The 22,519-nt window shown below is 71.7% G+C and carries 13 protein-coding genes; 7 read left to right on the top strand and 6 right to left on the bottom strand.

The annotated features are described in order from the left end of the window. Together FRZ03_RS41065 and FRZ03_RS41060 are read right to left on the bottom strand one after the other, a co-directional pair. The coding region (locus tag FRZ03_RS41065) for a chaplin (protein ID WP_186785782.1) at nucleotides 1–415 on the bottom strand (415 nt) is incomplete at its 3' end. A gap of 199 nt (nucleotides 416–614) precedes the next feature. Continuing rightward, entirely contained in the window at nucleotides 615–2,612 is a 1,998-nt protein-coding gene (locus tag FRZ03_RS41060) for an FAD/NAD(P)-binding protein (protein ID WP_186785781.1), read from the bottom strand. Nucleotides 2,613–2,717: 105 nt separating this feature from the next. On the opposite strand from FRZ03_RS41060, the gene FRZ03_RS34200 reads away from it, so the two are divergent. The 3 genes from FRZ03_RS34200 to fxsT all read left to right on the top strand — a co-directional run bounded on the left by FRZ03_RS34200 (nucleotide 2,718) and on the right by fxsT (nucleotide 8,843). Next, nucleotides 2,718–3,026, top strand: a complete 309-nt coding sequence (locus FRZ03_RS34200; RefSeq protein WP_146468945.1) for a trypco2 family protein — start codon at nucleotides 2,718–2,720, stop codon at nucleotides 3,024–3,026. Nucleotides 3,027–3,194: 168 nt separating this feature from the next. Continuing rightward, nucleotides 3,195–4,640, top strand: coding sequence for a VMAP-C domain-containing protein (locus FRZ03_RS39605; RefSeq protein WP_186785780.1), 1,446 nt, complete (start codon nucleotides 3,195–3,197; stop codon nucleotides 4,638–4,640). Nucleotides 4,641–4,913: 273 nt separating this feature from the next. Next, nucleotides 4,914–8,843, top strand: coding sequence for an FxSxx-COOH system tetratricopeptide repeat protein (gene fxsT / locus FRZ03_RS34190; protein ID WP_146468944.1), 3,930 nt, complete (start codon nucleotides 4,914–4,916; stop codon nucleotides 8,841–8,843). Nucleotides 8,844–9,070: 227 nt separating this feature from the next. Here fxsT and FRZ03_RS34185 read toward each other — a convergent pair whose 3' ends face one another. Together FRZ03_RS34185 and FRZ03_RS39600 are read right to left on the bottom strand one after the other, a co-directional pair. Further along, a complete protein-coding gene (locus tag FRZ03_RS34185) occupies nucleotides 9,071–10,927 on the bottom strand; it encodes an HEXXH motif domain-containing protein (protein WP_146468943.1) in 1,857 nt (618 codons plus the stop codon). A gap of 36 nt (nucleotides 10,928–10,963) precedes the next feature. Continuing rightward, nucleotides 10,964–11,128 carry a hypothetical protein gene (locus tag FRZ03_RS39600; RefSeq protein WP_186785779.1) on the bottom strand — a complete coding sequence of 55 codons (165 nt, stop codon included), beginning with the start codon at nucleotides 11,126–11,128 and terminating at the stop codon, nucleotides 10,964–10,966. A 756-nt stretch (nucleotides 11,129–11,884) separates the two neighbouring features. On the opposite strand from FRZ03_RS39600, the gene FRZ03_RS34175 reads away from it, so the two are divergent. The 4 genes from FRZ03_RS34175 (at nucleotide 11,885) to FRZ03_RS34160 (ending at nucleotide 19,287) form a co-directional block, all read left to right on the top strand. Beyond that, nucleotides 11,885–13,468, top strand: a complete 1,584-nt coding sequence (locus tag FRZ03_RS34175; RefSeq protein WP_146468942.1) for a glycoside hydrolase family 27 protein — start codon at nucleotides 11,885–11,887, stop codon at nucleotides 13,466–13,468. A 177-nt stretch (nucleotides 13,469–13,645) separates the two neighbouring features. Further along, entirely contained in the window at nucleotides 13,646–15,166 is a 1,521-nt protein-coding gene (locus FRZ03_RS34170; protein WP_261399468.1) for an arabinofuranosidase catalytic domain-containing protein, read from the top strand. Nucleotides 15,167–15,362: 196 nt separating this feature from the next. After that, complete coding sequence (locus FRZ03_RS34165; RefSeq protein WP_186785785.1) at nucleotides 15,363–16,781, top strand: lectin; 1,419 nt, start codon at nucleotides 15,363–15,365, stop codon at nucleotides 16,779–16,781. A 106-nt stretch (nucleotides 16,782–16,887) separates the two neighbouring features. Further along, nucleotides 16,888–19,287, top strand: coding sequence for a ricin-type beta-trefoil lectin domain protein (locus FRZ03_RS34160; RefSeq protein WP_146468940.1), 2,400 nt, complete (start codon nucleotides 16,888–16,890; stop codon nucleotides 19,285–19,287). A 228-nt stretch (nucleotides 19,288–19,515) separates the two neighbouring features. Here the strand turns inward: FRZ03_RS34160 and FRZ03_RS34155 are convergent, their stop codons facing one another. After that, the gene (locus tag FRZ03_RS34155; RefSeq protein WP_315902683.1) at nucleotides 19,516–20,955 is read right to left on the bottom strand and encodes an endo-1,4-beta-xylanase; all 1,440 of its coding nucleotides are present in this window, start codon (nucleotides 20,953–20,955) and stop codon (nucleotides 19,516–19,518) included. Between the two features lie 196 nt (nucleotides 20,956–21,151). Next, a complete protein-coding gene (locus tag FRZ03_RS34150) occupies nucleotides 21,152–22,492 on the bottom strand; it encodes a non-reducing end alpha-L-arabinofuranosidase family hydrolase (RefSeq protein ID WP_398661816.1) in 1,341 nt (446 codons plus the stop codon). Nucleotides 22,493–22,519 lie beyond the last annotated feature (27 nt).

The following is a 22,519-nucleotide window of genomic DNA, read 5'->3' as shown; positions in this document are numbered from 1 at the left end:
TGCCGAAGACGGGGTTGCCGATCCCCACGACGTTCGCGGTGTTGCCGCTGACGTTGACCGGCAGGTCGACCGGCAACTGGATGCCGTTGCCGGAGACGACACCCGGCGAGCCCTTCTCCACCCCGGCGGCCGTGGCCCCGCCCCCCGTCGTGGCACCGCCCTCGGTGGCGGTGCCGCCCTTGTTGGCGCAGCTGTTGCCCATCGCGGGGTTGAGGAGCCCCACCACGTTCACGGTGTTCCCGCACACGTTCACCGGGACGTGCACCGGAAGCTGGATCCCGTTGCCGGAGACCAGCCCGGGCGAGCCGACCGCGGCCCCGTCCGCCGCGGAGTCGGCGTACGCCGTCCCGGCCAGAGCCATCGCCCCCGAGGCGGCCGCAAGGGCGATCACACCGTTTCGGGTAACCCGTTTCATAGGTTCCCTGCCTTCCAGACTTGATCGCGGGCGCTCGCCCGCATGAAGGTAAACGCAGGGAAAAACAGGTGAGTTATGGCTTGTCAACCTTTCGGCCGGTATATGCCACGATCGCTGGCCGGTATGTGCCGTCCGGCCGAGCCGGAAGCCGCGTCCGGCACCACCGAACAGGCTCCGGCGCGCGGCGTGCCGCGGGCCCTCAGAGCAGCCCCCGTTCGGTGAGCAGGGCGTGCACGGCGTCCGCCGACTCGGCGGGGGTCCCCCGGTGGGCCTCCAGACGCAGCTCCGGGCAGCCCGGCGGTTCGTACGGGTCGTCCACGCCGGTCACGCCCCGAAGGCCGTTCGGCGCGCCCGCCGCCTGCCGGGTCAGGAGGCCCGTGACGTCGCGGGCGGCGCGGGCCGCCACCGGCGCGGCGACGTGGACCTCCAGGTACGGCAGCCGGGCGAGGTCGTGGCGCAGCCGGACGCCGTCCCGCCCGCCGCGGCCGGGCGCGCAGTCCGGCACCAGGACGATGACGCCGTTGCGCGCCAGCACCTCGGCGACCATGCCGACCCGCCGCACCCGCGTGTCCTGGTCCTCGCTCAGGGGGCCGGGCCCCGCCGAGGGACCCGCGCCGATCTCGCCGCCGTCCAGGACCTCCACCCGGTGGCCCTCGGCCCGCATGCGGGCGGCCAGTTCGGCGGCGATGCGGCTCTTGCCCGCGCCGGGCGGCCCGGTCAGCCACACCGTGGCCCCCGGCCGGGCGGGCGCCGGCACCGGCCGCGCCCGCTCGGCACGCGCAATCGAACGTACGGCCGTCGAAGGAGATTTCAGCAGGGTCCGCGCCAACGCGGCGGCCTGCTCGCGGATTTCCGGTACGGCGGTGCTCTCCCAGAGGTCGCCGCGCCGGTGCGCGCCCAGCGTCCACAGCGGTACGACGGCTCCGTCCCGGGCCCGCAGCCGCCCCTCGGCGGTCGTGGCGAGCCCGATCCCGAGCGGGCCGGGCAGGGCAAGACCGGAGGAGACCAGGCAGGAGAGCAGGGGGTCACGGGACTCGGCGGTCCGCAGTCCCTGGCCGGTGCAGTCCACCACCCAGCCCGCCAGGAGGTCCCGGGAGCCGGTGACCGTCACGGCGAGCGCGTCGCCGTCCCGCCGGGCCGCCGTGACCTCGCCCGTGTGCAGGCGCAGCCGGCCGGCGGTCCGCAGCCGGGTGACGGTCTCGGCCGTCTCGGGCGCCATCCGGTGCCGGTGGATCTCCCACGGATGGCGGTGGCTGCGCAGGAACTCCGCCCGGTCCTCGTCGTCGAGCCCGGCCCACAGCCGGGAGATCAGCGGGCGCAGACCGTCGAAGGCCGGGCGCCAGTCGCCCAGTTCGTCGGTCACGCGCCGGATGTGCCGCAGCACGGCGGGGCGCAGCCGGCACAGCGGCAGCCCCTCCAGCGGCTCGGCCGGGGACACCGGCGGCAGGGGCACCAGGGCGTGGCGGCGGGGCAGCCTTCCGTGCCGGGACAGGGCGTGCACGGTGCGCCCCGGGCGGTCCAGGGCGAGGGCCACGTCCACGGCGGTCAGACCCGCGCCGACCAGCAGGACGTCCCGGTGGTCCGCGAGCGGTCCGTCGAGCGCGCCGGGCGCCCAGGGATCGGGCACGAACCGCCCCGACTCCCGTAGCGCGGCCGGGGCCCAGGGCGCCTGTCCGGCGAGCGGCCCGGTGGCGATCACCACGGCGTCGGCGGTCAGCAGCGCCCCGTCGGACAGCCGTACCCCGGCCTGCCCGCCGCGCACGGAGCAGGCGACGGCGCGGGCGGACCGGCGCCGGAAGGCCAGCGGGCCGCGGGCTCGTTCGACGCGGGTGGCGAGGGTGTCGAGGAGGTAGTCGCCGTAGTGGCCGCGGGGCGCGAAGGTACGTTCGGTGGCGGCGGGCAGCCGCTCGCGGGAAAGCCAGCGGACGAAGTGGTCGGGCCGGTCGGGCAGGCAACTCATACCGCCTGCGGGCACGTTGAGCAGGTGGCGCGGGTTCCCGGTGGAGAACGCCACGCCCGCCGCACGCTCCGGTCCGGGGTCGACCAGCGTGAGGTCCACCGGCGCGCGGGTGCGTGCGGCCTCCTCGGCGACGTGGACGGCGGTCAGGATTCCGCAGGCCCCCGCCCCGACCACGACCAGCTTCAGAGGAGCAGGTCCGTGCGCGTCGACCATCCGTACCTCCGCGGGGTTGTCCACCGAATCGGTGGATTATAGGGCGGACGATCCCGGCGGGCGGCGGGCCGCCGTACCGGGTGCCGCTTCGGCCTGCGCGCACCGCTGGCGCGTCGATAGGATTGCCATGTGATCGAACTCGCTGAAATGATCCGGGAGTTGAGACAGCAACTGGATGCCGCCCTGACCCAGGGACCGGCCGGTGCCGTGCGGTTCGAACTCGGACCGGTGGAGATCGAGGCGGACGTGGTGGTGGGCCGCAAGGGCGGGGCGAGCGGCAAGGTGCGGTTCTGGGTGGTCGAGGCCGGCGCCGACGCGCGTCTGGAGACCTCGCACACCCACCGGATCCGCCTCACCCTGCACCCGAAACTGGTCACTCCGGACGGAGCGCAGATAAAGGTGCTGATCTCCGGGGAGGAAGACGAGGGGGAACGCTGACCGGATCGCCGAGGCCGCGTGTCCGCTGCGCGCCCCGACACCCTGACGTGGCGGGAGAAGTGGCCGTACGCTGGTCGGCACCGTCACTGCGAATGGACCGGCGGCTGGTGGCGATCGGAGGTCACGGGGGTGGAAGGACGGAACCCCGCGCGGGTTCGCAACGAATTGATGGCCGGTGTCGTCGACGTGCTCCAGCGGTCGCCCACCCTGCGGCACCCGACCAGTGCCGAACTGCTGATGACCATGCTGGGCGAGGAACTGGGCACCCCCCTGGAGCCGTTGGGGAGCGGGGCCCTGCGCCCCTCTTTGCTGCGCCTCGTGGAGAGCTGCGCGCGGGTCCCCGACGGAATGCCCTGCCTGGTGCGCTGCCTCGGCCATGTGGAGGAGCGGTCCGCCACCGTGCTGGCGCTGGAGCGCCTGGTGGACGAGTGGGAGGCGGTCGACTTCTTCGACGGCGCCGATCTGCACCCGCTGCGCCCGGACCTGATGGAGCTGCGCTCCCCGGCCACGCTGACGGCGATGGCGCGCCGGGCCAGCCGCTCGCGCACCCAGGAGCTGCCGGTCTGGTGCGACAGCGGCTGGGCGGTGTTCTTACGCCTGGCCGGTGGCAACTCGGCGGCGCGGGAACTCCCCGTGAGCATGGCGTTCCTGTCCCTGGCCGCGGACCAGCTGGTCGAGGACGGTCGCCGGGAGGCAGCCGAGCGGCTGCGCCGCTGGAACCGCGCACAGGCCCGCGCCTGGAACCTCGAGGACCAGATGGCCGAGTGGCAGCTCGACGGCGTCACCGAGCCGGCGGCCTCGCTGATGCCGGCCTATCTGATGATCCAGTTCGAGCCGGACGGGGTGGACCCCGACCGGTACTACCTCTCCCACTGGCGGCAGTCGGACGCCGAGGGCTGGCACCCGATCCCCGGCGAGACGGTGCACCTGCACCGCGACGACCTGCCGGCCAAGGTGGACACGCTCATCGAGCAGACCGAGGAACGCTGGTCGGACCTGCGGCAACCCGTCGTACTCGAATTCATCCTTCCGTGGGAACTGCTGGGAGAGCCGGTCGAGTGGTGGCACAAGGAGGCGGACTCCGGCTCGCCCACCCCGCTGGTGATGGACTACACCGTCCTCGTCCGCAGTTTCGAGCGCCTGCGCAGGGCCGCGTGGCACCGCCCCTGGCACAACAAGTGGCGCCAGTACAAGGAGCGTCCGGCGGACACGCACTCGTACTGGAACCGCCCGGGCCACTCCCACTTCCATCTGGAGCGGGAGCTGAAGGAGGACGAACAGGCCGTCTGCCTGGTGCTCAGCGAGCCGCCGGGCACGGACTCCGGGGCCGGCCGCCAGGAGTACCTGGCGGGCCTGCGCGCGGGCGTGCCCGCCATGATCTGGCACCGCGGCGACTGCTCCGACCCGGCCTTCAAGGAGGCGGTGGCCGACATCGTGCAGGACCGGGGGCTGGCCGGGCTCCTGGAGCGGACCGCACGTTGGCGCAAGGACGCACTGGCCATGGGGCCGGAGGGGTGGGACAACCATGTGGGGCGCCATCTGGCGATCCTGTTCGACGATCCCGAACGCAAGCCCGAGCCGCCGGGTCCCGCCCACGCGCCGGTGAAGCCGTGACGCGGCCGGCCGGGCCCCGGCGGCCACCGACCGTCGCCGCGTCGTGAGTGGGGGTGCCCGACATGCACCGGCGTGAATCCACCGGCTCCGGTCCTTTCCGTGCCCGCCTTCCTGCTCCGGCCGTGCGGTGGCGTACACCGCGCACGTGCCTCCATGCGTCCTTGCTTCGGGGGTGCTCGCGCTGCGAGGCTTGGTTCGTGGATGTCACGCATGCCTGGAGTCTGCGGGACTCCACCGCACTCTCACCGTCACTGCGGCGCCTTGAGAGCACTCATGCACGATGACGACGAACAGCGACCGGCACGGGCCCGCCGGGAGGCCGCCCGTGTACTGAGCCGGCTCGGGCGGAAGGCCGCCGAGGCGGTGCTCGTCGTCGACGCGCATCCCACGATGCGGGTGTGGGACGCGGCGGTCGAGGACGATCTGGTCCGGGAACTGGAGCGGGCGGGGCGGTTCGGCCGGGTGCGTGTGGTGCGGCTGCTGGGCACCGACGAACCGGACCCGGCGCAGGTGTGCGCCGAGGAGCCGCTCGGCCCCGCGCCCGCGGACGCGCGCCGGGTGGTGCTGGTGCTGACCGACGGCATCGCCGCGGGCTGGCGGCTGGGCACCGTGCATCCGCTGCTGCGCGACTGGGGCCGGGCGCAGCCGGTCGCCGTGGTGCAGATGCTGCCCCCGCACCTGTGGTTCCGCACCGGCCTCGACGTGTACCGGGTACGCATCCGGGCCCCCCGCCCCTGGGCGGCCAACAGCTCCTGGAGCTGGGCGGAGCGCGAGTCTCCGGCCGACGCGGCGGGCGGCGCCGGGACCGCGAAGGAGGCGGCCGCCCCCGTCGTCGTACCCGTGCTCGCCCTGACCGAGCGCTGGGCCGCCGCGCTGACCCGGCTGGTGACCGGCGCCGAACCGGAGTGGCTCGACCTGTCCGCCGTACCGGCGCGGGAGTGGAAGAGCAGGCCCGACGCGGCCCGCGCGCTGCCCTGGGCGCAGGACGTGCCCGATCCGCACAGTCCCGTGCCCGCCGCCGACCGGGTCTCCGACTTCCGGGCCGCCGCCAGCCCCACCGCGTTCACCCTCGCCACCCGGCTGGCCGCCGCGCCGTTGAGCCTGCCCGTCGTCCGTGCCCTGGTCGCGGCCACTCCGGACGCCGGCCCGGTGCACGTCTCCGAGCTGCTGATGAGCGGTCTGGCCCGGCTCGTCCCGGTGCACGGCGACGGACCGACCGATGTGCTGTTCGACTTCGCCCCCGATGTCCGCGAGGAACTGCTGGCGCTGGGGCGCCGCAGCGCCACCGCACGGGTGCTGTACGACGTCCGGGGGTTACTGGCGGCGGACGGGACGACCCGCTCCCCGCTGCCCTCCCCGGACGAACCACTGGACACCCTGGCGATGCCCCGCGTCAACAGCCGCAACATCGCCTTCCTCCGTGTGGAGCTGACCGCTCTGCGCGCTCTGTCGGGACGCTACGACCAGCGTGCCGCCATGTTGGCCAAGGTGTTGAGCTGGCACGATCGGCGATACGCAGTCAGCCTGGAAAAGCCGTTACGCACGTCCACGGGATCCGCGCCCCCCGCCTCGGCCTCCCCGGTGGCCGCACACGCCGCCGAGCCGGAATCCCGGACCGTTCCCGAAGGAGCCACATCGATGCCGACACCGCGCCAGGAGACCGTGGAGGGAGAGCGCACCGCACAGCCGCGCGTCTGGGGGAACCTGCCGCCGCGCAACCCCAACTTCACCGGCCGCGACGCCCTGCTGGAACTGCTCGACCATCGGCTGCGGGAGGGCACCACGACGGTGCTGCCGGAAGCGATCCACGGGATGGGCGGCGTCGGCAAGACCCAGCTCGCGATCGAGTACGCCTACCGGCACCAGTCCGAATACGACATCGTGTGGTGGATCCCCTCCGAGCGGCCCGGGCAGATCGGCCAGGCCCTGGTGGAACTCGCGCAGCGGCTCGGCCTGGTGACCACCACCGAGGCCAACATCGCCGGACCCGCCGTCCGGGAGGCGCTGCGCGAGGGCCGGCCGTACGCGCGCTGGCTGCTCATCTTCGACAACGCCGACAACCCCGAGCAGGTGCGCCACTACTTCCCGCAGGGCGGCCACGGCACCATCCTGGTCACCTCCCGCAACCGGCGCTGGGGGCAGGTGGGCGGCTCCCTCGAGGTGGACGTGTTCACCCGTGAGGAGAGCAAGGAACTGCTGCGCCGCTCGGGGCCCCCGCTGCGGGAGGAGGAGGCGGACGCGCTGGCCGAGGCGCTCGGCGATCTGCCGCTCGCCCTCGAACAGGCCGCGGCCTGGCGGGCGGAGACCGGGATGCCCGCCTCCGAGTACCTGCGGCTGTTCGAGAACAAGCGGATGGAACTCCTCGAGGTCGCCCCACCGCCGGACTACCAGCTCCCGGTCGCCGCGGCCTGGAACGTCTCCCTCGACCATCTGGAGACCCGCAGCCCGGCCGCGCTGCGGCTGCTCCAGCTGTGCTCCTACTTCGCGCCCGACCCGATCTCCCGGTCGATCTTCTCCGGCCTCGGCAACAGCAGCATCTTCCCGGAGCTGGACGCCGCGCTGAACGACCCGATCCGGCTGGCCCGCGCCATAAGAGAGGTGAACCGCTACTCGCTGGCCCGGATCGACCACCGGACCAACTCCATCGAGATGCACCGCCTGGTGCAGCTCGTCCTCAACAACCGCATGTCGCCCGAGGAGCAGGCCCGGATGCGGCACGGGGCGCACACCCTGCTGGCCGCCGCCGACCCCAAGGCGCCGATGGAGCCGACGAGTTGGCCCCGGTACGCGGAGCTGTACAGCCATGTCATCGCCGCCGGCGCGATCCGCTCCGACCAGCCCTGGGTACGGCAGCTCGTGCGCAACATCGCCGAGTACCTGTACTGGTGGGGCGACCACGACGTGTCACTGGACTTCTCCGAGCAGGCGTGGCGGGCCTGGCTGGAGATCTTCGGCGAGGAGGACCAGCAGACGCTGCTGATGGGGCAGTGGCTGTGCTTCATGTACTGGGTGGTCGGCCGGTTCGACGACGCGGCCCGCCTGGTGACACGCCTCAGGGAGGTGTACGAGCGCACCGCCCCGGCCGACGGCGAGGACAACCGCGAGGACGCCCTCGACGCGCTCCAGCTGGAGGCGGCCGTCCGCCGGGTGGAGGGCAGGTTCACCACCGCCGCGGAGCTGGACCGGATCGCGTACGAGCGGGCGCACCGGGCGTTCGGCGAGGACGACCCGACCACACTGAACATCGCCCACAACCTCTGTGTGAGCCTGCGTCTGGTCGGTGACTTCAGGGGGGCGCTCGAACTCGACCGCAGCACCCTGTCGCTGAAGCTGCGTCTGTACGGCCGGGAGGACCGGCGGACGCTGCACTCCGAGAACCACGTGGCCATCGACGTGCGCGAGACGGGTGACTACGTCGGCGCCCGCGCGCTGCACGAGTCCATGCTCAGCGCCTACCAGGACGTCTTCGGCCGGGGCAACCCCGCCACGATCGAGGCAAAGCGGCAGCTCAGCGAGTCCTCCCGCAAGGCCGGCGACCACGCGCGGTCGCTGGAGCTGGCCACGGACGCGTACGCCCAGTTCACCCGCCGGTACGGCGAGACGCACCCGCAGTCGCTGGCCGCGGCGCTGGCCCTGTCGATGGCGCTGAGGCAGAACGGCGACCTCCAGGCCGCCCGCACCCGGGGCCTCAAGGCGTGCGAGGGCTACCGGCAGATCTACGACCCGCACCACCCGCACGTCCTGTCCGCGGACGTCGACCTCGCCGTCACCCTGCGGCTGCTCGGGCAGCCCGAGGAGGCGCGGCGGCTGGACGAGGCGGCGCTCGGTTCGCTCACCGACGGGCTCGGCGCGGGACACCCGCTGAGCCTCGTCTGCGCCATCAACCTGGCGAGCGACCTCGCCGCGCTGGGCCGGCGCGAGGAGGCGCGGCAGCGGGGCGAGGAGACCCTGGCCCTGTGCCGGGTCGCGTACGGCGAGGACCATCCGACGACGCTGGCCTGCGCGGCCAATCTGTCGCTCGACCTCCTCTCGGTCGGCGAGGACGCCGCGTGCATGGCGCTGCGCGCGGACACCCTGGCCCGCATGGAACGGGTGCTGGACGCCCCCCGCCTCCAATCCGACTCCGGTACCCGCCACCCGGCCACGGTGCAGTTCCGCGACCGTCAGCGGGCCAACTGCGACATCGACCCGCTGCCGTTGTGAGGCCCCGCCGGTCGTCGTGACGGGAGCCGGGCGCGGACCGCGCCCGGCCTCCGCGGCTCCGGCGGGCCGGGTCGTGCGCGGGGGCGCGGCTCGGGCTCACGGCGGGCGGCGGCCCGGTGGGCGGGGTCGTGCGCGGGGCGCGGCCCGGGCTCACGCCGGGCGGCGGGCCGGACCGTACGCGAGGGCGCGACCCGGCCCGGGCCGAACAGCCACACGCGCACGACCCGTCAGGACCCCAACCAGGACGCCAGACGAACCGGATCCACCCGCCCACCCGTCGTCGCCACCACGGCATCGTGAACGGCACGCGCCCGCTCCGGGTACTGGAGCAACAACCGGGCGGCGGCCCGGTGGGCCGGGTCGTGCGCGAGGGCGCGGCCCAGGCCGGGCCAGGCGGACGCGGGCGCCTCCCCGCCGGTCAGCCGGGCGGTGAAGGCGGCACGCGCTCCGGCGTGGTCGTCGCGGGCCAGCAGCACCTCGGCCGCGTCCGCGCCCGCCACCGCGCCGGCTCCTCCGGGATTCCGCCAGGCCCCGTCCGGATCGCCGAGCCGGTGCCGGGCCAGTACGGCGGTGCCGTCCATGAAACGGACCGCGGTGTCGGGGATCAGGACGGGCGGGGCCGTGAGGGCGGACGGCGGACGGGCATCGCCGCGGTGCCAGGCGCGGACCGTCGCCTCGACGGCCTCGGCCGGGGGCCGCAGATGGTGGGCCCGCCAGCGGGCCCGGTGGTCGTCCGCGGCCTCCTGGGCCAGCCGCAGCTCCGTCGCGGGCACCTCGTCGGCGAGCCATTGCGCACAGCGCTCGGACAGGCACTCGACCACGTACCGCCCGAGCGGGGTCAGCCGTTCGTGCCCGCGCACCGCGGTCAGCGCGGCCCACACCTGGGCGCGCCACAGCGCGAACTCGAAGTGCGCGAGGGGCGCGTAGGCCGGGTCGGCGGTGTGCCGGTGGGCGCGCCAGAAGCGGGTCACGCCGAAGAAGGCGTAGATGCCCTGGAGCAGTCCGCCGAGCGGGCGCGGGTCGTCGCGCCAGGGGGCGTAGAGCAGGGTGTCCGGCCCCTCGGGGTCCGCCGTCTCGCTCAGCGGCTCCAGGTGCATCAGCCCGCCCAGCTTGGTGTGCTGGAACTCGTGCACCAGGGTCGCGGCGAGCTGCGCGGCGTCGTCCGGCCGCGACGCCGTGACCCCGCCGAACGCGTCACCGGCCGTGCTGCTGTGCGGCCGAAACCTTTCTCTGCGGGGGGTCGGCGCCACCGACATCAGGCCGGAACGCATCGCCTCGGCGCTGCCCGGATCGTCGCGCAGCAGCAGCTGCCAGGCGTCGGCGAGCAGCGACTCCCAGTACGCCGCCTCGGCCGGGGACAGCAGGCTGGGTTCGCTCGGGTGCGGGAACGTCCGGTAGGGGTCCAGCTCCTCCAGCACCAGGGAGACGGCTCGGGCTCCGGCCCCCAGCGTCGTCCGGCGCACCGGTATCCAGTCCTGTGCGTGCCGCTCCCGGTCGGCGGGAACCTCGACCTCGCCGACCGCCCCGGTGACCCACAGCCGGCCCTCGCGCCCCGTGACCCGGGCGGTGCCCCAGGGCTCGGGGGCGTCCAGCACCGCGCAGCCCAGGGTGGGCAGCGGCACCAGTCCGCGCCGTACCGGCACGGTGATCGAGAAGTCCAGCCCGGCCCGTGCCGCGACGGCCGCCGCGAGCGCGGCCAGATGGCCCAGCACCACCCAGTGCGGCGCGTCCTCGTAGGGCCGGCCCCTGATCCGGCGTACCGCGAGCGAGACCCACATGCCGGTGTTCGGGGACATCAGCACGTCCTCGCACACCTCGGGAGCCTGCCGCTGAGCGTGTTCCAGCAGGTCCCAGGCCTCGGTGAACCAGGCCAGGTCCTGCGGGCGCGCGCCGCCCCGGTCGAGTCCGTTGCGCAGCGCCCTCAGCAGCAGGAGCCGGCGGCTGCGTTCCGCGCGCAGCAGTTCCGTGATGACCGCGCCGTCGCCCTCACCGCGGGCGAGGGCCCGGACGCCGGCTGCCGAAAGCCGGTGGAACGGGAGGCGTTCCCCCGTCTGTTCCCCCGTGGTCGTGGCATCAGCGGCCACGTGTCCCCCACAGCACCCTGCTGATCACCTCGTCGCTCAGTCGAAGCGGGACGGGCTGTATGACACCGTGATGGCCTGCGGACCGTCGATGTGGTGCAGCAGCAGCTCCAGGGACTCGGTGAACGTGCCGCCGTCCATGGAGCGCAGTGTTTCGAGGGAGATGCCCGAGAGATCGACGAGGCCGGACTCGATGGCAGGCATCGGCTGCTCCACGGCTGCCAAGTCCCCTCCCATACCTACGAGTTATGCATTATCGATGTCTCGAACAGCATGACCCAGCACCGCACGCCCCCCCCGGCCCCACCCCCCCCCCCCCCAGCCGCACCCCCCCCGCCCCGCCCCGGACCGGCGCACGCCCCCTCCCCGCCCCCCCCGGCCGCCAGCGCAGCTCAGCGCCCGCGCCGACCGCACGCCGGCCCGACTCACGCGAGACGCTCCCGCACGCCCGGCGCGCACTCTCGCGGGCCCGCGATCCCCAGGAGCGCCATGTACCCGGGGGTGAATCAAGACCTCCTCGCGCAAGCCCGCGGCAATGCCGTCCAGACCCTTGAGTCCGCCCCCGCTGTGTGCCAGCCTCCTTTTCAACAACAGCAAACATTTCATTTGGAATTACGCACACTTTTCGTCGGAGAGCGACACGTGTGATCACGTCCCCCGGGAATTCGTGAGTGCTGACCGTAGAGGTGTGGCCCTTGGAGCGCTCCCACCTCGAGGAAGGCCGACTCGGCCCCGAGGGCAACGGACGGCCCCGGCGCGTCCTGGAGCCGCCCCATTGCGCCGCGCCTTCCGACGGTGCACCAGCCCGGCTCCCGCGCGTGCGCGGGTGCCCGGGTGAACCACCCCATGCGCCCCACCGGTTCCCCCCAGGAGCAACTCGTTTCCGGAGGTCCACGGACGATGCCCGCACACATTCCCCCCGCACCGCGAAGGCTGCGCCATCTGGCGCGCCGGTCGCGGATGTTAGCGCTCACAGCGGCCGGCGCCCTTCTCGCGCTCGCGCTCCCCCTGGTCACCGTCGGCACGGCCCAGCCCGCGGCCGCGCTGGGCAACGGCCTGGCACTGACGCCGCAGATGGGATTCAACGACTGGAACGCCTACGGCTGCAACGTCTCCGAGTCGCTCATCAAGTCCACCGCGCAGGCGATGCACACCAACGGCATGCAGGCGGCGGGCTACACGTACGTCAACATCGACGACTGCTGGATGACGCACTCCCGCGACTCCTCGGGCCGGCTGGTTCCCGATCCGGCGAAGTTCCCGGACGGCATCAAGGGGACCGCCGACTACGTCCACTCGCTCGGTCTCAAGCTGGGCATCTACGAGGACGCCGGCACCGCCACCTGCGCCGGCTATCCCGGCAGCCTCGGTCACGAGACCACCGATGCCCAGTCCTTCGCCTCCTGGGGCGTCGACTACCTGAAGTACGACAACTGCAACAACAACGGGGTGGCCGCGCAGACCCGCTACACCGCGATGCGCGACGCCCTCGCCGCGACCGGCCGGCCCATCCTGTACAGCCTGTGCAACTGGGGCCAGGACAACGTGTGGACCTGGGGCGCGAACGTCGGCAACAGCTGGCGCACCACCGGGGACATCACCGCGAGCTACTCCAGCATGCTCTCGATCTTCCACTCCAACGTGGGTCTGGCCTCCTACGCCGGCCCCGGCCACTGGAACGACCCGGACATGCTGGAGGTCGGCAACAGCGGCCTGTCGGACACCGAGGCCCGCTCGGAGTTCAGCCTGTGGGCGGAGATGGCGGCCCCGCTCATCGCCGGCACGAACCTGACCTCCGCCTCCTCCGCCACGTTGGCCACCTACACCAACTCCCGTGTGATCGCGGTGGACCAGGACTCGCTGGGCAGGCAGGGAACCATGGTGTCCTCGTCGAACGGCCTGGACGTCCTGGCCAAACCGCTCGCGAACGGTGACGTGTCCGTCGTGCTGTTCAACGAGACCGGATCGACCGCGACCATCAGCACCACCGCGAGCGCGGTCGGCAAGACCGGCGCCGCCGGCTACACGCTGACCGACCTGTGGTCCGGGGCGACGTCGACCACCTCGGGCACGATCAGCGCGTCGGTCCCGGCACATGGGGTTGTCATGTACCGGATGTCCGGGGGCAGCAGCACCGGTGGCGGAACCACCACGGGCGAGATCCACGCGGTGGGCGCGGGCAAGTGCCTCGACGTACCCGACTCGGCCACCACCGCAGGCACCCAGGTCGAGATCTGGACCTGCGGCGGCGGAGCCAACCAGCTCTGGACGCACACCTCGTCCCAGCAGCTGACCGTCTACTCGGGCAGCTCCCAGATGTGCCTGGACGCCTACGACAACCAGACCGCGCCCGGCACCAAGGTGGAGATCTGGCAGTGCAACGGCCAGGCCAACCAGCAGTGGAGGATCAACTCCGACGGCACCATCACCGGAGTCCAGTCCGGACTCTGCCTGGACGTCACCGGAGCCTCCACCGCCAACGGGGCCCTGGCCGAACTGTGGACGTGCAACGGGCAGGACAACCAGCGGTGGAGCCTGAGTTGATCCTGACAGGACGCTCGTAGGGACCGCCGGGCCGGGCACCGCCCCCGGAGCCCGGCCCGGCGCCGGCACTTCGTTCCCCCGCTCGCCGCCCGGCGGCACCCGTACGCGTGTACGCCCGGTCCCGGTGCCACCCGTGTGGACGCCGTGGTTCCCCCTCTCTCCTCCGCAGGAGGTTCCATGCCCGACAGCAGGTCCTTCCTCCTCACCGGCTTAGGCCGCACCAGACCCCTCACCGTGTTCCTGCTGATCCTCACGATGGCAGCCGTGTTCTCCGGCGGCCGGGCCGACGCGAGCGATGCCCCCGCGTGGACGGCGGAGGTCGAGACGGCCGCGGCGCCGTCGCTGCCCTGCGACCTCTATGCGGCAGGCGGCACCCCCTGTATCGCCGCGCACTCCACGACCCGAGCGCTGCTCGCCGGCTACGACGGACCGCTGTACCAGGTCCAGCGTGCCTCCGACCACGCCTACCACGACGTGGGTCTGCTGTCCGCCGGCGGATACGCCGACGCGTCGGCCCAGACCTCCTTCTGTGCCGGCACCTCCTGTGTGATCAGCAAGATCTACGACCAGACCGGCCGGCGCAACGACCTGCCCATCTCCTGGGGCGGCTACTGGAAGGGCCCCGGCGCCAACGGGGCCGACGTGGGTGCCGACGCCGCGGCCCTGCCCGTCACTGCGGGCGGGCACCAGGTCTTCGGTGTCAGGGTGACGCCCGGCGTCGGGTACCGGATCGACCACGCCAACGGGGCCCCCACCGGGGCCCAGCCCGAGGGCATCTACATGGTGACCTCCTCCGACAACACCGACCAGTGGTGCTGCTTCGACTACGGCAGCGGCGAGAACACCCACACGGACACCGGCAACGCCACCATGAACGCCATCTACTGGGGCAACGCCTGCTGGTTCGGCAACTGCGTCGGCACCGGCCCCTGGGTCGAGGCCGACCTGGAGAACGGCATGTTCCACACCGGGAGCGGCTCCAACAAGGACCCGAACAACCAGGGCGTCCACCATCCCTTCGTCAGCGCCTGGGAGAAGAACAACGGGACGAGCAACTTCACGCTGAAATACGGGGACGCCACCAGCGGTGGACTGACCACCACGTATTCCGGGGCCTTACCGAGCGGTTATGCGCCCATGAAGACCGACAGCTCCCTGTTGCTGGGTACGGGCGGTGACAACAGCGTGTCCGGGCAGGGCGAGTTCTTCGAGGGCGCCGTCACCTCAGGCTTCCCGTCGGACGCCACCGAGAACGCGGTGCAGGCCGCCGTCACCGCGGCCGGTTACGGCGGCGCTTCCACCGGAGGGGGCCAGGCCGGCGCGCTGCGCAACGGCAACGCCGACCGCTGCCTGGACGTCCCCGGCCTCAGCCGTGCCAACGGCACCGGGACCGAGCTGTGGGACTGCAACGGCGGCGCCAACCAGCAGTGGACGCCGACCGGCGCCAAGGAACTGCGCGTCTACGGCGACAAGTGCCTGGACGACGAGGCCAACGGCACGGCGAACGGGACGCGGGCGATCATCTGGGACTGCAACGGCGGCAGCAACCAGCAGTGGAACCTCGACTCCGACGGCAGTGTCACCAATGCCAGGTCCGGCCTGTGCCTGGACGCCGACGGCAACGGCACCGCCAACGGCACCGTGGTCCAGCTGTGGCAGTGCACCGGAGCCGCCAACCAGAGATGGACCCGCGGCTGATCACCGGCCGGACCCTCAGGAAGGCCGCACTGCCCCCGCCATCCCCCTGATCCCCTGTTGCACCCGCCCTTCATCCCGCTGATCCCCGAGGAAGAGGACCATGTATCCGTTACCCGTCTCCCGCCGGAAAGGAGCGGCGAGCAGACGCCGCTTCCCGACGTCCGCCGTCACCTGCGTGCCGGCGCTGCTGGCCACGATGCTGACGGCCGCGCCGGCATGGCCGGCGCCGGCGTCCGCGGCAGCCGTACCCCTCGTCAGCTCGGCCTCAGGACGGTGTCTCGACGTCAAGGGCGACGTCGACACGGCGGGCACCGCCCTCGGGATCTGGGACTGCAACGGCCAGGCCAACCAGGCGTTCGAGTTCACCTCGTCCGGGGAGCTGAGGACCATGGGCGGTACCCGCTGCGTGGACGCCTCCGGCTCCGGCACCGCGCCGGGGACCCAGGTGATCATCTGGACCTGCAACGGCCAGGCCAACCAGCAGTGGCGGCACACCTCCGACGGGACCGTCACAGGGGTGCAGTCGGGGCTGTGCCTGGACGTCGACGGCGCCGCCACCGCCAACGGGACCGCCGTCGTCCTGTGGACCTGCACCGGCCAGAGCAACCAGAAGTGGAGCACGTCGTCGACGACGCCTCAGCCGACGGGCGGCTCGCACTCCTGCGACATCTACGCCGCGGGCGGTACCCCCTGTGTGGCCGCGCACAGCACGGTCCGCGCCCTCTACGGCTCGTACAGCGGCAGCCTGTACCAGGTCAGGCGCTCGTCCGACAACGCGACGAGGGAGATCGGTGTGCGGACGCCCGGCGGCTACGCCGACGCGGCGGCGCAGGACTCGTTCTGTTCGGGCACCACCTGCGTGATCACCATGGTCCACGACCAGTCGGGGCACGGCAACGACCTCTGGTACCAGGGCTCGGCACAGGTTCCCGGGTCGAGTCAGAGCAGCCCGGCGAAGGCGACCTCGGAGTCGCTCACGGCCGGCGGCACCAAGGCCTACTCGCTGTACATCAATCCCGGCAACAGCTACTGGCGGGACGGCCACCTGACGGGTGTGCCGACCGGCAGCGCGCCCGAGGGCGCCTACATGGTCACCAGCGGCACCCACGTGAACAACGGCTGCTGCTTCGACTACGGCAACAGCGAGACGACCCGCGGCGCCGACGCCGCCGGCGCCATGGACGCGATCAACTTCGGCACCGAGTGCTGGTTCGGGGGCTGCTCGGGCAGCGGGCCGTGGGTCCAGGCAGACCTCGAATGGGGCCTGTACTCCGGCGGCAGCCAGTCCTGGAACACCGGCCAGCGAGCCTTCACAAGCAGGTTCGTCACCGCGATGCTGAAGAACAACGGCACCTCGAGATTCGCCCTCAAGGGCGGTGACGCGCAGTCCGGCGGACTCACCACGGTGTGGGACGGCGGACTGCCCAGCGGATACAGCCCCATGAAGAAGCAGGGGGCCATCGTGCTGGGCAGCGGCGGCGACTGCTGCAAGCCCGGCGGTGGCGCGAACCAGAGCGCCGGCACCTTCTACGAAGGGGCGATCGTCGCGGGATACCCCTCCGACGCCACGGACAACGCGGTGCAGTCCGACATCACGGCGGCCGGTTACCGCTGACACCGCGCCGCGCCTGCGGCACCAGGCGGGCGGTCCTCCGGCCGGCCCGGAGGGCCGCCCGCCACCGGTGCACGACACCCCTCTCCCCCCGAAAGGAAACCCCGCCATGTCAGCGTTCAGCCGGTCGCTCCGGCGCTTACGCACGTCGACGGCCATGCTCGTCGGCCTCGTCCTGGCCGCCGGCGGCATGGTCGCCGGTGCCGCCGGACCCGCCCAGGCGGCCACCGCCATCACGATCAACGGCTCTTCCACGGGCCGCACGTTCGACGGCGTGGGCGCGATCAGTGGCGGCGGCGGCAACAGCCGGCTCCTGATCGACTATCCCGAGCCGCAGCGCAGCCAGATCCTGGACTACCTCTTCCGGCCCGGTTACGGCGCCTCCCTGCAGATCCTCAAGACCGAGATCGGAGGCGACACCAACTCCACCTCGGGCGCCGAGCCGAGCCACGAGCACACGCGCGGAGACCTGAACTGCGACCGGGGCTACGAGTGGTGGCTGATGGAGCAGGCCACGTCACGCAACCCGAACATCAAGCTGTACGGCCTCGCCTGGGGAGCGCCCGGCTGGATCGGCAACGGCACCTTCTGGTCCTCCGACATGATCGGCTACCTGGTCTCCTGGCTGGGCTGCGCCAAGCAGCACGGGCTGACCATCGACTATCTGGGCGGATGGAACGAGCGCGGCTACAACGTCTCCTGGTACGAGCGACTGCGCGCGGCGCTCGACAGCAACGGCTACGGCAAGGTCAAGATCGTCGGAGCCGACTCCGACTGGTCCATCGCGAACGACGTGAACTCCGACTCTGCCTTCGCCTCCTCGGTCGACGTCATCGGCACCCACTACCCCTGCGGTTACCGGTCCGCGCAGACCGACTGCGGTGTTCCGTCGTCCGCCGGCTCGTCCGGCAAGCAGCTGTGGGCCAGCGAGAACGGCTCCGACGACTACAACGCCGGTGCCAACGCGATGGCCCGAGGCATCAACCGCGGCTACATCGACGGCAGGATGACCGCGTACCTCAACTGGCCCGTGGTGGCCGCGCTCACGCCGAACCTCCCGTATCCGACCATGGGTCTCGCGCTCACCCCTCAGCCGTGGTCCGGGTACTACGCGATCGGCAAGAACGCCTGGGTGACGGCCCAGACCACCCAGTTCACCGCCCCCGGCTGGCAGTACCTCGACTCCTCCAGCGGCTACATCGGCGGCAGCCGCGGCAACGGCAGCTACGTCTCGCTGAAGTCCCCGAACAGGTCCGACTACTCCACGGTCATCGAGACCATGGACGCGACCGGCACCCAGACGCTGAACTTCAACGTCACCGGCGGTCTGTCCACCGGAACCGTCCATGTGTGGTCGACCAATGTCAACTCCGGTGACCCGGCCGACTACTTCGTCCACTCCACGGACATCACGCCCTCGAACGGCGGCTTCAGCCTGACCGTGCAGCCCGGCCGCGTCTACACGATCACCACCACCACCGGCCAGGGCAAGGGCACGGCCGCCGCCCCGGCCCGGCACTCGATGAGCCTGCCCTACAGCGACGGCTTCGACGGCTACACCACCGGTGCCGAAGCCAAGTACCTCATGGACTGGCAGGGCGCCTTCGAGGTCGCGGCCTGTGGCGGCGGACGCGGCGGCAAGTGCGTGCGGCAGATGAGCGCACAGGCGCCGATCACCTGGGACCCGCTCACCGATCCCCACAGCCTGCTCGGAGACCTCGGCTGGAGCAACTACACCGTCTCCTCCGACGTCCTGCTCGAGAAGCCCGGGTACGCCGAACTCCTCGGCCGGGCGAACACGCAGAGCTACAGCGGGGCGGCCGGCCTGAACGCCTACCACCTGCGCGTGAGCGACACCGGAGCCTGGTCGCTGCTGCGCACCGGCACCGGTGGCGATTCGACCACGCTCGCCCACGGAACGACCGCGGCGATCGGCACCGGCCAGTGGCACACGCTGTCCCTGGGCTTCGCCGGCAGCACCATCACCGCCTCCGTCGACGGCGCCAAGGTCGGTTCGGCCGACGACCACGGCTACGCGGGCGGACAGGTCGGCTACGCCACCGGCCAGGGCGAGACGGCGCAGTTCGACAACCTGTCCGTCACCCCCGGTCAGGGCGGCGGCACGAGCGGACCGATCACCGGCATCGGCTCCAGCCGCTGCGTGGACGTGCCCAACCAGTCCCAGACCGACGGAACCCAGGTGCAACTGTGGGACTGCAACGGTGGCGGCAACCAGCAGTGGACCACCACCTCGGCCGGTGAGCTGCGCGTCTACGGCGGCGACTGCCTGGACGCGGCAGGGCAGGGCACCAGCCCCGGCACGAAGGTGGACATCTACACCTGCGACGGCGGCGGCAACCAGAAGTGGACGTTCAACGCCGACGGCACGATCACCGGCAACCAGTCCGGCCTGTGCCTGGACGCCACCGGCAACGGAACCGCCAACGGCACCCTGCTGGAGCTGTGGACCTGCAACGGCGGCAGCAACCAGCAGTGGATCCACTACTGATCCCGAAGGGGCCGGTCGTCTCGGCGCGCCCGGCCCTCCCGTCCGTTCGGCAACGAGTGGACGATCCCCCGAGTACGTCGCCCCCGGGGTCCGTGAGGCAGTCGGCTCTGTCCCGTGATCGGGGCAGAGCCGACTGGTCACCGGGCCGCGGAGGCGATCCGCCGGGGTATCGCCGCCGTACCGGCGCAGGGGGTTGCGGACCGGGTGACGGCTGCCGTCACGTCCGGGTCAGCCGAGGGTCCATTTCTGGTTGCTCTGGCCGTTGCAGGTCCACAGCTCGACGCCGGTGCCGTTGGCGGTGGCCGCTCCCGTGACGTCCAGGCACAGTCCGGACTGGACCCCGGTGACGGTGCCGTCCGAGTTGAGCCTCCACTGCTGGTTCGCACCGCCGTTGCACGGCCAGATGTCCACCTTCGTGCCCGGAGTGGTCTGGTTGTCGTAGGCGTCCAGGCAGCGCTGGGAGTCGCCGGAGAAGACCGTCAGCTGGTTGGAGGGGGTGGCGGACCAGGTCTGGTTGGCCCGTCCGTTGCAATCCCAGATCTGCAGGTTGGTCCCCGCGGTCGTCGAGGAGTTCGGCACATCGAGACACCGGCCCGCGCTCACCGCGCGCAGCGCACCGGTGGACCCCCCGCCGCCTCCGGTCGAGGAGCCGCCGAGGGCCGTGATCACGGCGCTGTAGGCCGGCTTCTTGTTGCCGTTGCCGTCGAAGAGGAGAGGGCTGTCCCCGGAGCGCCAGGAGTCGCTGTCCCGGATGCCCCAGGTGGTGATCCCCGTACAGCGGGAGACGTTCATGCACGCCTTGACGGCGTTGGAGTAGGCGGTGGCGGACGCCTGGGCGATGTCGAGTTCGGTCACCTGGACGTCCACGCCGAGAGCCGCGAAGTCGGCCAGAGTGGTCTGGAAGCTCGCGGGCGGTCCGCTGGAGCCGAAGTGGCTCTGGAAGCCGACGCAGTCGATCGGCACGCCGCGGGACTTGAAGTCCTTGACCATGGTGTAGACGCCCTGGGTCTTGGCGTCGGACCAGTTCTCGATGTTGTAGTCGTTGTAGCAGAGCTTGGCCGCGGGGTCGGCCGCCCGGGCGGTGCGGAAGGCTTCCTCGATGAAGCCGTCGCCGAGCACGTTGTGGAACACCGAGCTGCGCTGCCGGCCGCTGCCGTCGTCGGCGAACGCCTCGTTGACCACGTCCCAGGCGTAGATCTTGCCCTTGTAGTGGGTCATCTCGGTGGTGATGTGGTTGTCCATCACACTGCGCAGCGTGGCCGCGTCGGTGATCGAACCGACCCAGCTCGGCAACTGGTTGTGCCAGACCAGGGTGTGGCCGCGCATCCGCTGCCCGTGCGCGGACGCGTGACTGACGATCTGGTCTCCGGGGCCGAAGTTGAACGATCCGCGGGACGGCTCCGTCGTGTCCCACTTCATCTCGTTCTCCGGGGTGATCGCGTTGAACTCGCGATCAAGGATGCCGGTGTAGGCCGAGTCACCGAGCTTGCCGGCGGGTACGGCCGTGCCGAAGTAGCGGCCCGACTGCGCCGCCGTGGCCCCCAGCGACCCGGCGTCCACCGCGTGGGCACTCGGCGGCGCGGCCAGGAAGGCGACGCCGACAGTGGCGAGACCGGCTGCCGCCAGCATCGCTCGTGGGCGTATTCCGCCCAGGATCTGGAACATCATGGATTCTCCTTCTCGAGGACAGAGAGGACACGGGCGGATCGTTCTTCCACGCTCAGGGAGTCGGACAAGGCGTCCGGCGGCGCGGACCATCGGGGGCCGGTCGCGACCCGCCCTGACATGCCGCACGAAAGGAGCCCCAGCCGGCGGGCGACCGGGGCTCCCGTGCCGTCGCATGCCTACCGGTGCGCCGGGTGGATCAGCGCTGGAGGGTGAGGACGCCCGGCCGCCACGGCAGCTGGTCGTAACTTCCGGTCGCGTTGGGCGACTTTCCCTGGTAGAGGAACTGCAGGTTGCAGGGATCGATGGTCATGGTCTGGTCGGGGTTGTTACGGACCAGGTCACCGTGGCTGATGTCGTTGGTCCAGGTGGCGCCGCTGTTGGCCTTGCCCGCGAAGGGACTGCTCTCACTGGCGGCCTGCGCGGTCCACGAACCGCTCAGGCTGGAGGCCGTGAACGAGCGGAAGTAGCGGCCGTTCGCCCCCATCGCCTCGACGATCATGAGGTACTGGTTCTGGCCCTGGACCTTGTAGACCTGGGGCGCCTCGAACAGGTTGGCCTTCGAGTCGGTCATGACCGTCGTGTACGAGGAGCCGAAGCTGCCCGGGAAGTTTCCGATCGGCATGCTCGCGCGGTAGATGCTGCCGTTGTCACCGGCGAAGAACAGGTACATGTTCGAGCCGTCGGCGATGAGGGTCTGGTCGATCGGACCGGTGTCGGAGCCCGAGATGCTGCCGGTGAACAGCGCCTGCGGCGAGGACCAGCCGTTGGCGTTGGTGGGGTCACTCGACGTGCGGTACATGAAGGGCGAGGAACCCCACTGGTAGGCGAGGACCCAGATGTTCTTGGGCGCGAAGTAGAACAGCGTGGGCGCCACCGCGGCCTGGCTCATCCCGGTCTGGCCGGCCGACGCCATGTCGGACCAGTTCGCGAACGGGGCGAACGCCATCGAGCCGTACGAGGTTCCGTTCACGTTCGACCCGTAGACCAGGTGCTTGCCGTTGTACGTCACGGTGGTGAAGTCCTTGAGCGAGACCCACCCGTTGGCCGGCTGCGCGAGCGAACTCGTCGACGACCACTTGTACGTCGAGGGAAGGGTGCAGGTGCCGCCGCCCGTGGATCCCCCGGACAGGCCGGACCACTTCTGGTTGCTGCTGCCGGTGCACGTCCACAGCTGCACCCGCGTGCCGTTGGCGGTGCCGTTGTCCTTCGCGTCCAGGCACAGCCCGGACTCCGTGGCGACGACCGAGCCGTCGGAGTTCACCCGCCACTGCTGGTTCGTGCCGCCGTTGCAGCTCCAGATCTCCAGCTGGGTACCGGCCGTGGTGGCGTGGTTCGGCACGTCCAGGCACTTGCCGAGCACGGTCAGCTGGTTGCTGTCGGTCAGCGTCCACTGCTGGTTGGACTTGCCCGAGCAGTCCCAGATCTGCAGGTACGTACCGTCGGTGGTGGTGGAGTTCGGCAGATCCAGACACCGTCCGGAAGCGGCATGCTGCAAGGCGCCACTGGTGGCCGCCTGGGCCGGACCTGCGCCGAGCATCGCCGCCAACGCGACCAGAACGGTGAT

The sequence above is a fragment of the Streptomyces misionensis genome (assembly GCF_007896895.1).
In the GTDB taxonomy this organism is placed as follows: domain Bacteria; phylum Actinomycetota; class Actinomycetes; order Streptomycetales; family Streptomycetaceae; genus Streptomyces; species Streptomyces misionensis_A.
This window is presented reverse-complemented; position numbering and strand designations above follow the sequence as displayed.

Bases quoted from the DNA above. Each gene is read 5' to 3' on its own strand.
- FRZ03_RS34175 (WP_146468942.1), top strand. From the start codon at position 11,885: ATGTTAGCGCTCACAGCGGCCGGCGCCCTTCTCGCGCTCGCGCTCCCC.
- FRZ03_RS39600 (WP_186785779.1), bottom strand. From the start codon at position 11,128: ATGCCTGCCATCGAGTCCGGCCTCGTCGATCTCTCGGGCATCTCCCTC.
- FRZ03_RS39605 (WP_186785780.1), top strand. From the start codon at position 3,195: ATGGCCGGTGTCGTCGACGTGCTCCAGCGGTCGCCCACCCTGCGGCAC.
- FRZ03_RS34155 (WP_315902683.1), bottom strand. From the start codon at position 20,955: ATGATGTTCCAGATCCTGGGCGGAATACGCCCACGAGCGATGCTGGCG.
- FRZ03_RS34150 (WP_398661816.1), bottom strand. From the start codon at position 22,492: ATGCTCGGCGCAGGTCCGGCCCAGGCGGCCACCAGTGGCGCCTTGCAG.
- FRZ03_RS34165 (WP_186785785.1), top strand. From the start codon at position 15,363: ATGCTGACGGCCGCGCCGGCATGGCCGGCGCCGGCGTCCGCGGCAGCC.
- FRZ03_RS34170 (WP_261399468.1), top strand. From the start codon at position 13,646: ATGCCCGACAGCAGGTCCTTCCTCCTCACCGGCTTAGGCCGCACCAGA.
- fxsT (WP_146468944.1), top strand. From the start codon at position 4,914: ATGCACGATGACGACGAACAGCGACCGGCACGGGCCCGCCGGGAGGCC.
- FRZ03_RS34160 (WP_146468940.1), top strand. From the start codon at position 16,888: ATGTCAGCGTTCAGCCGGTCGCTCCGGCGCTTACGCACGTCGACGGCC.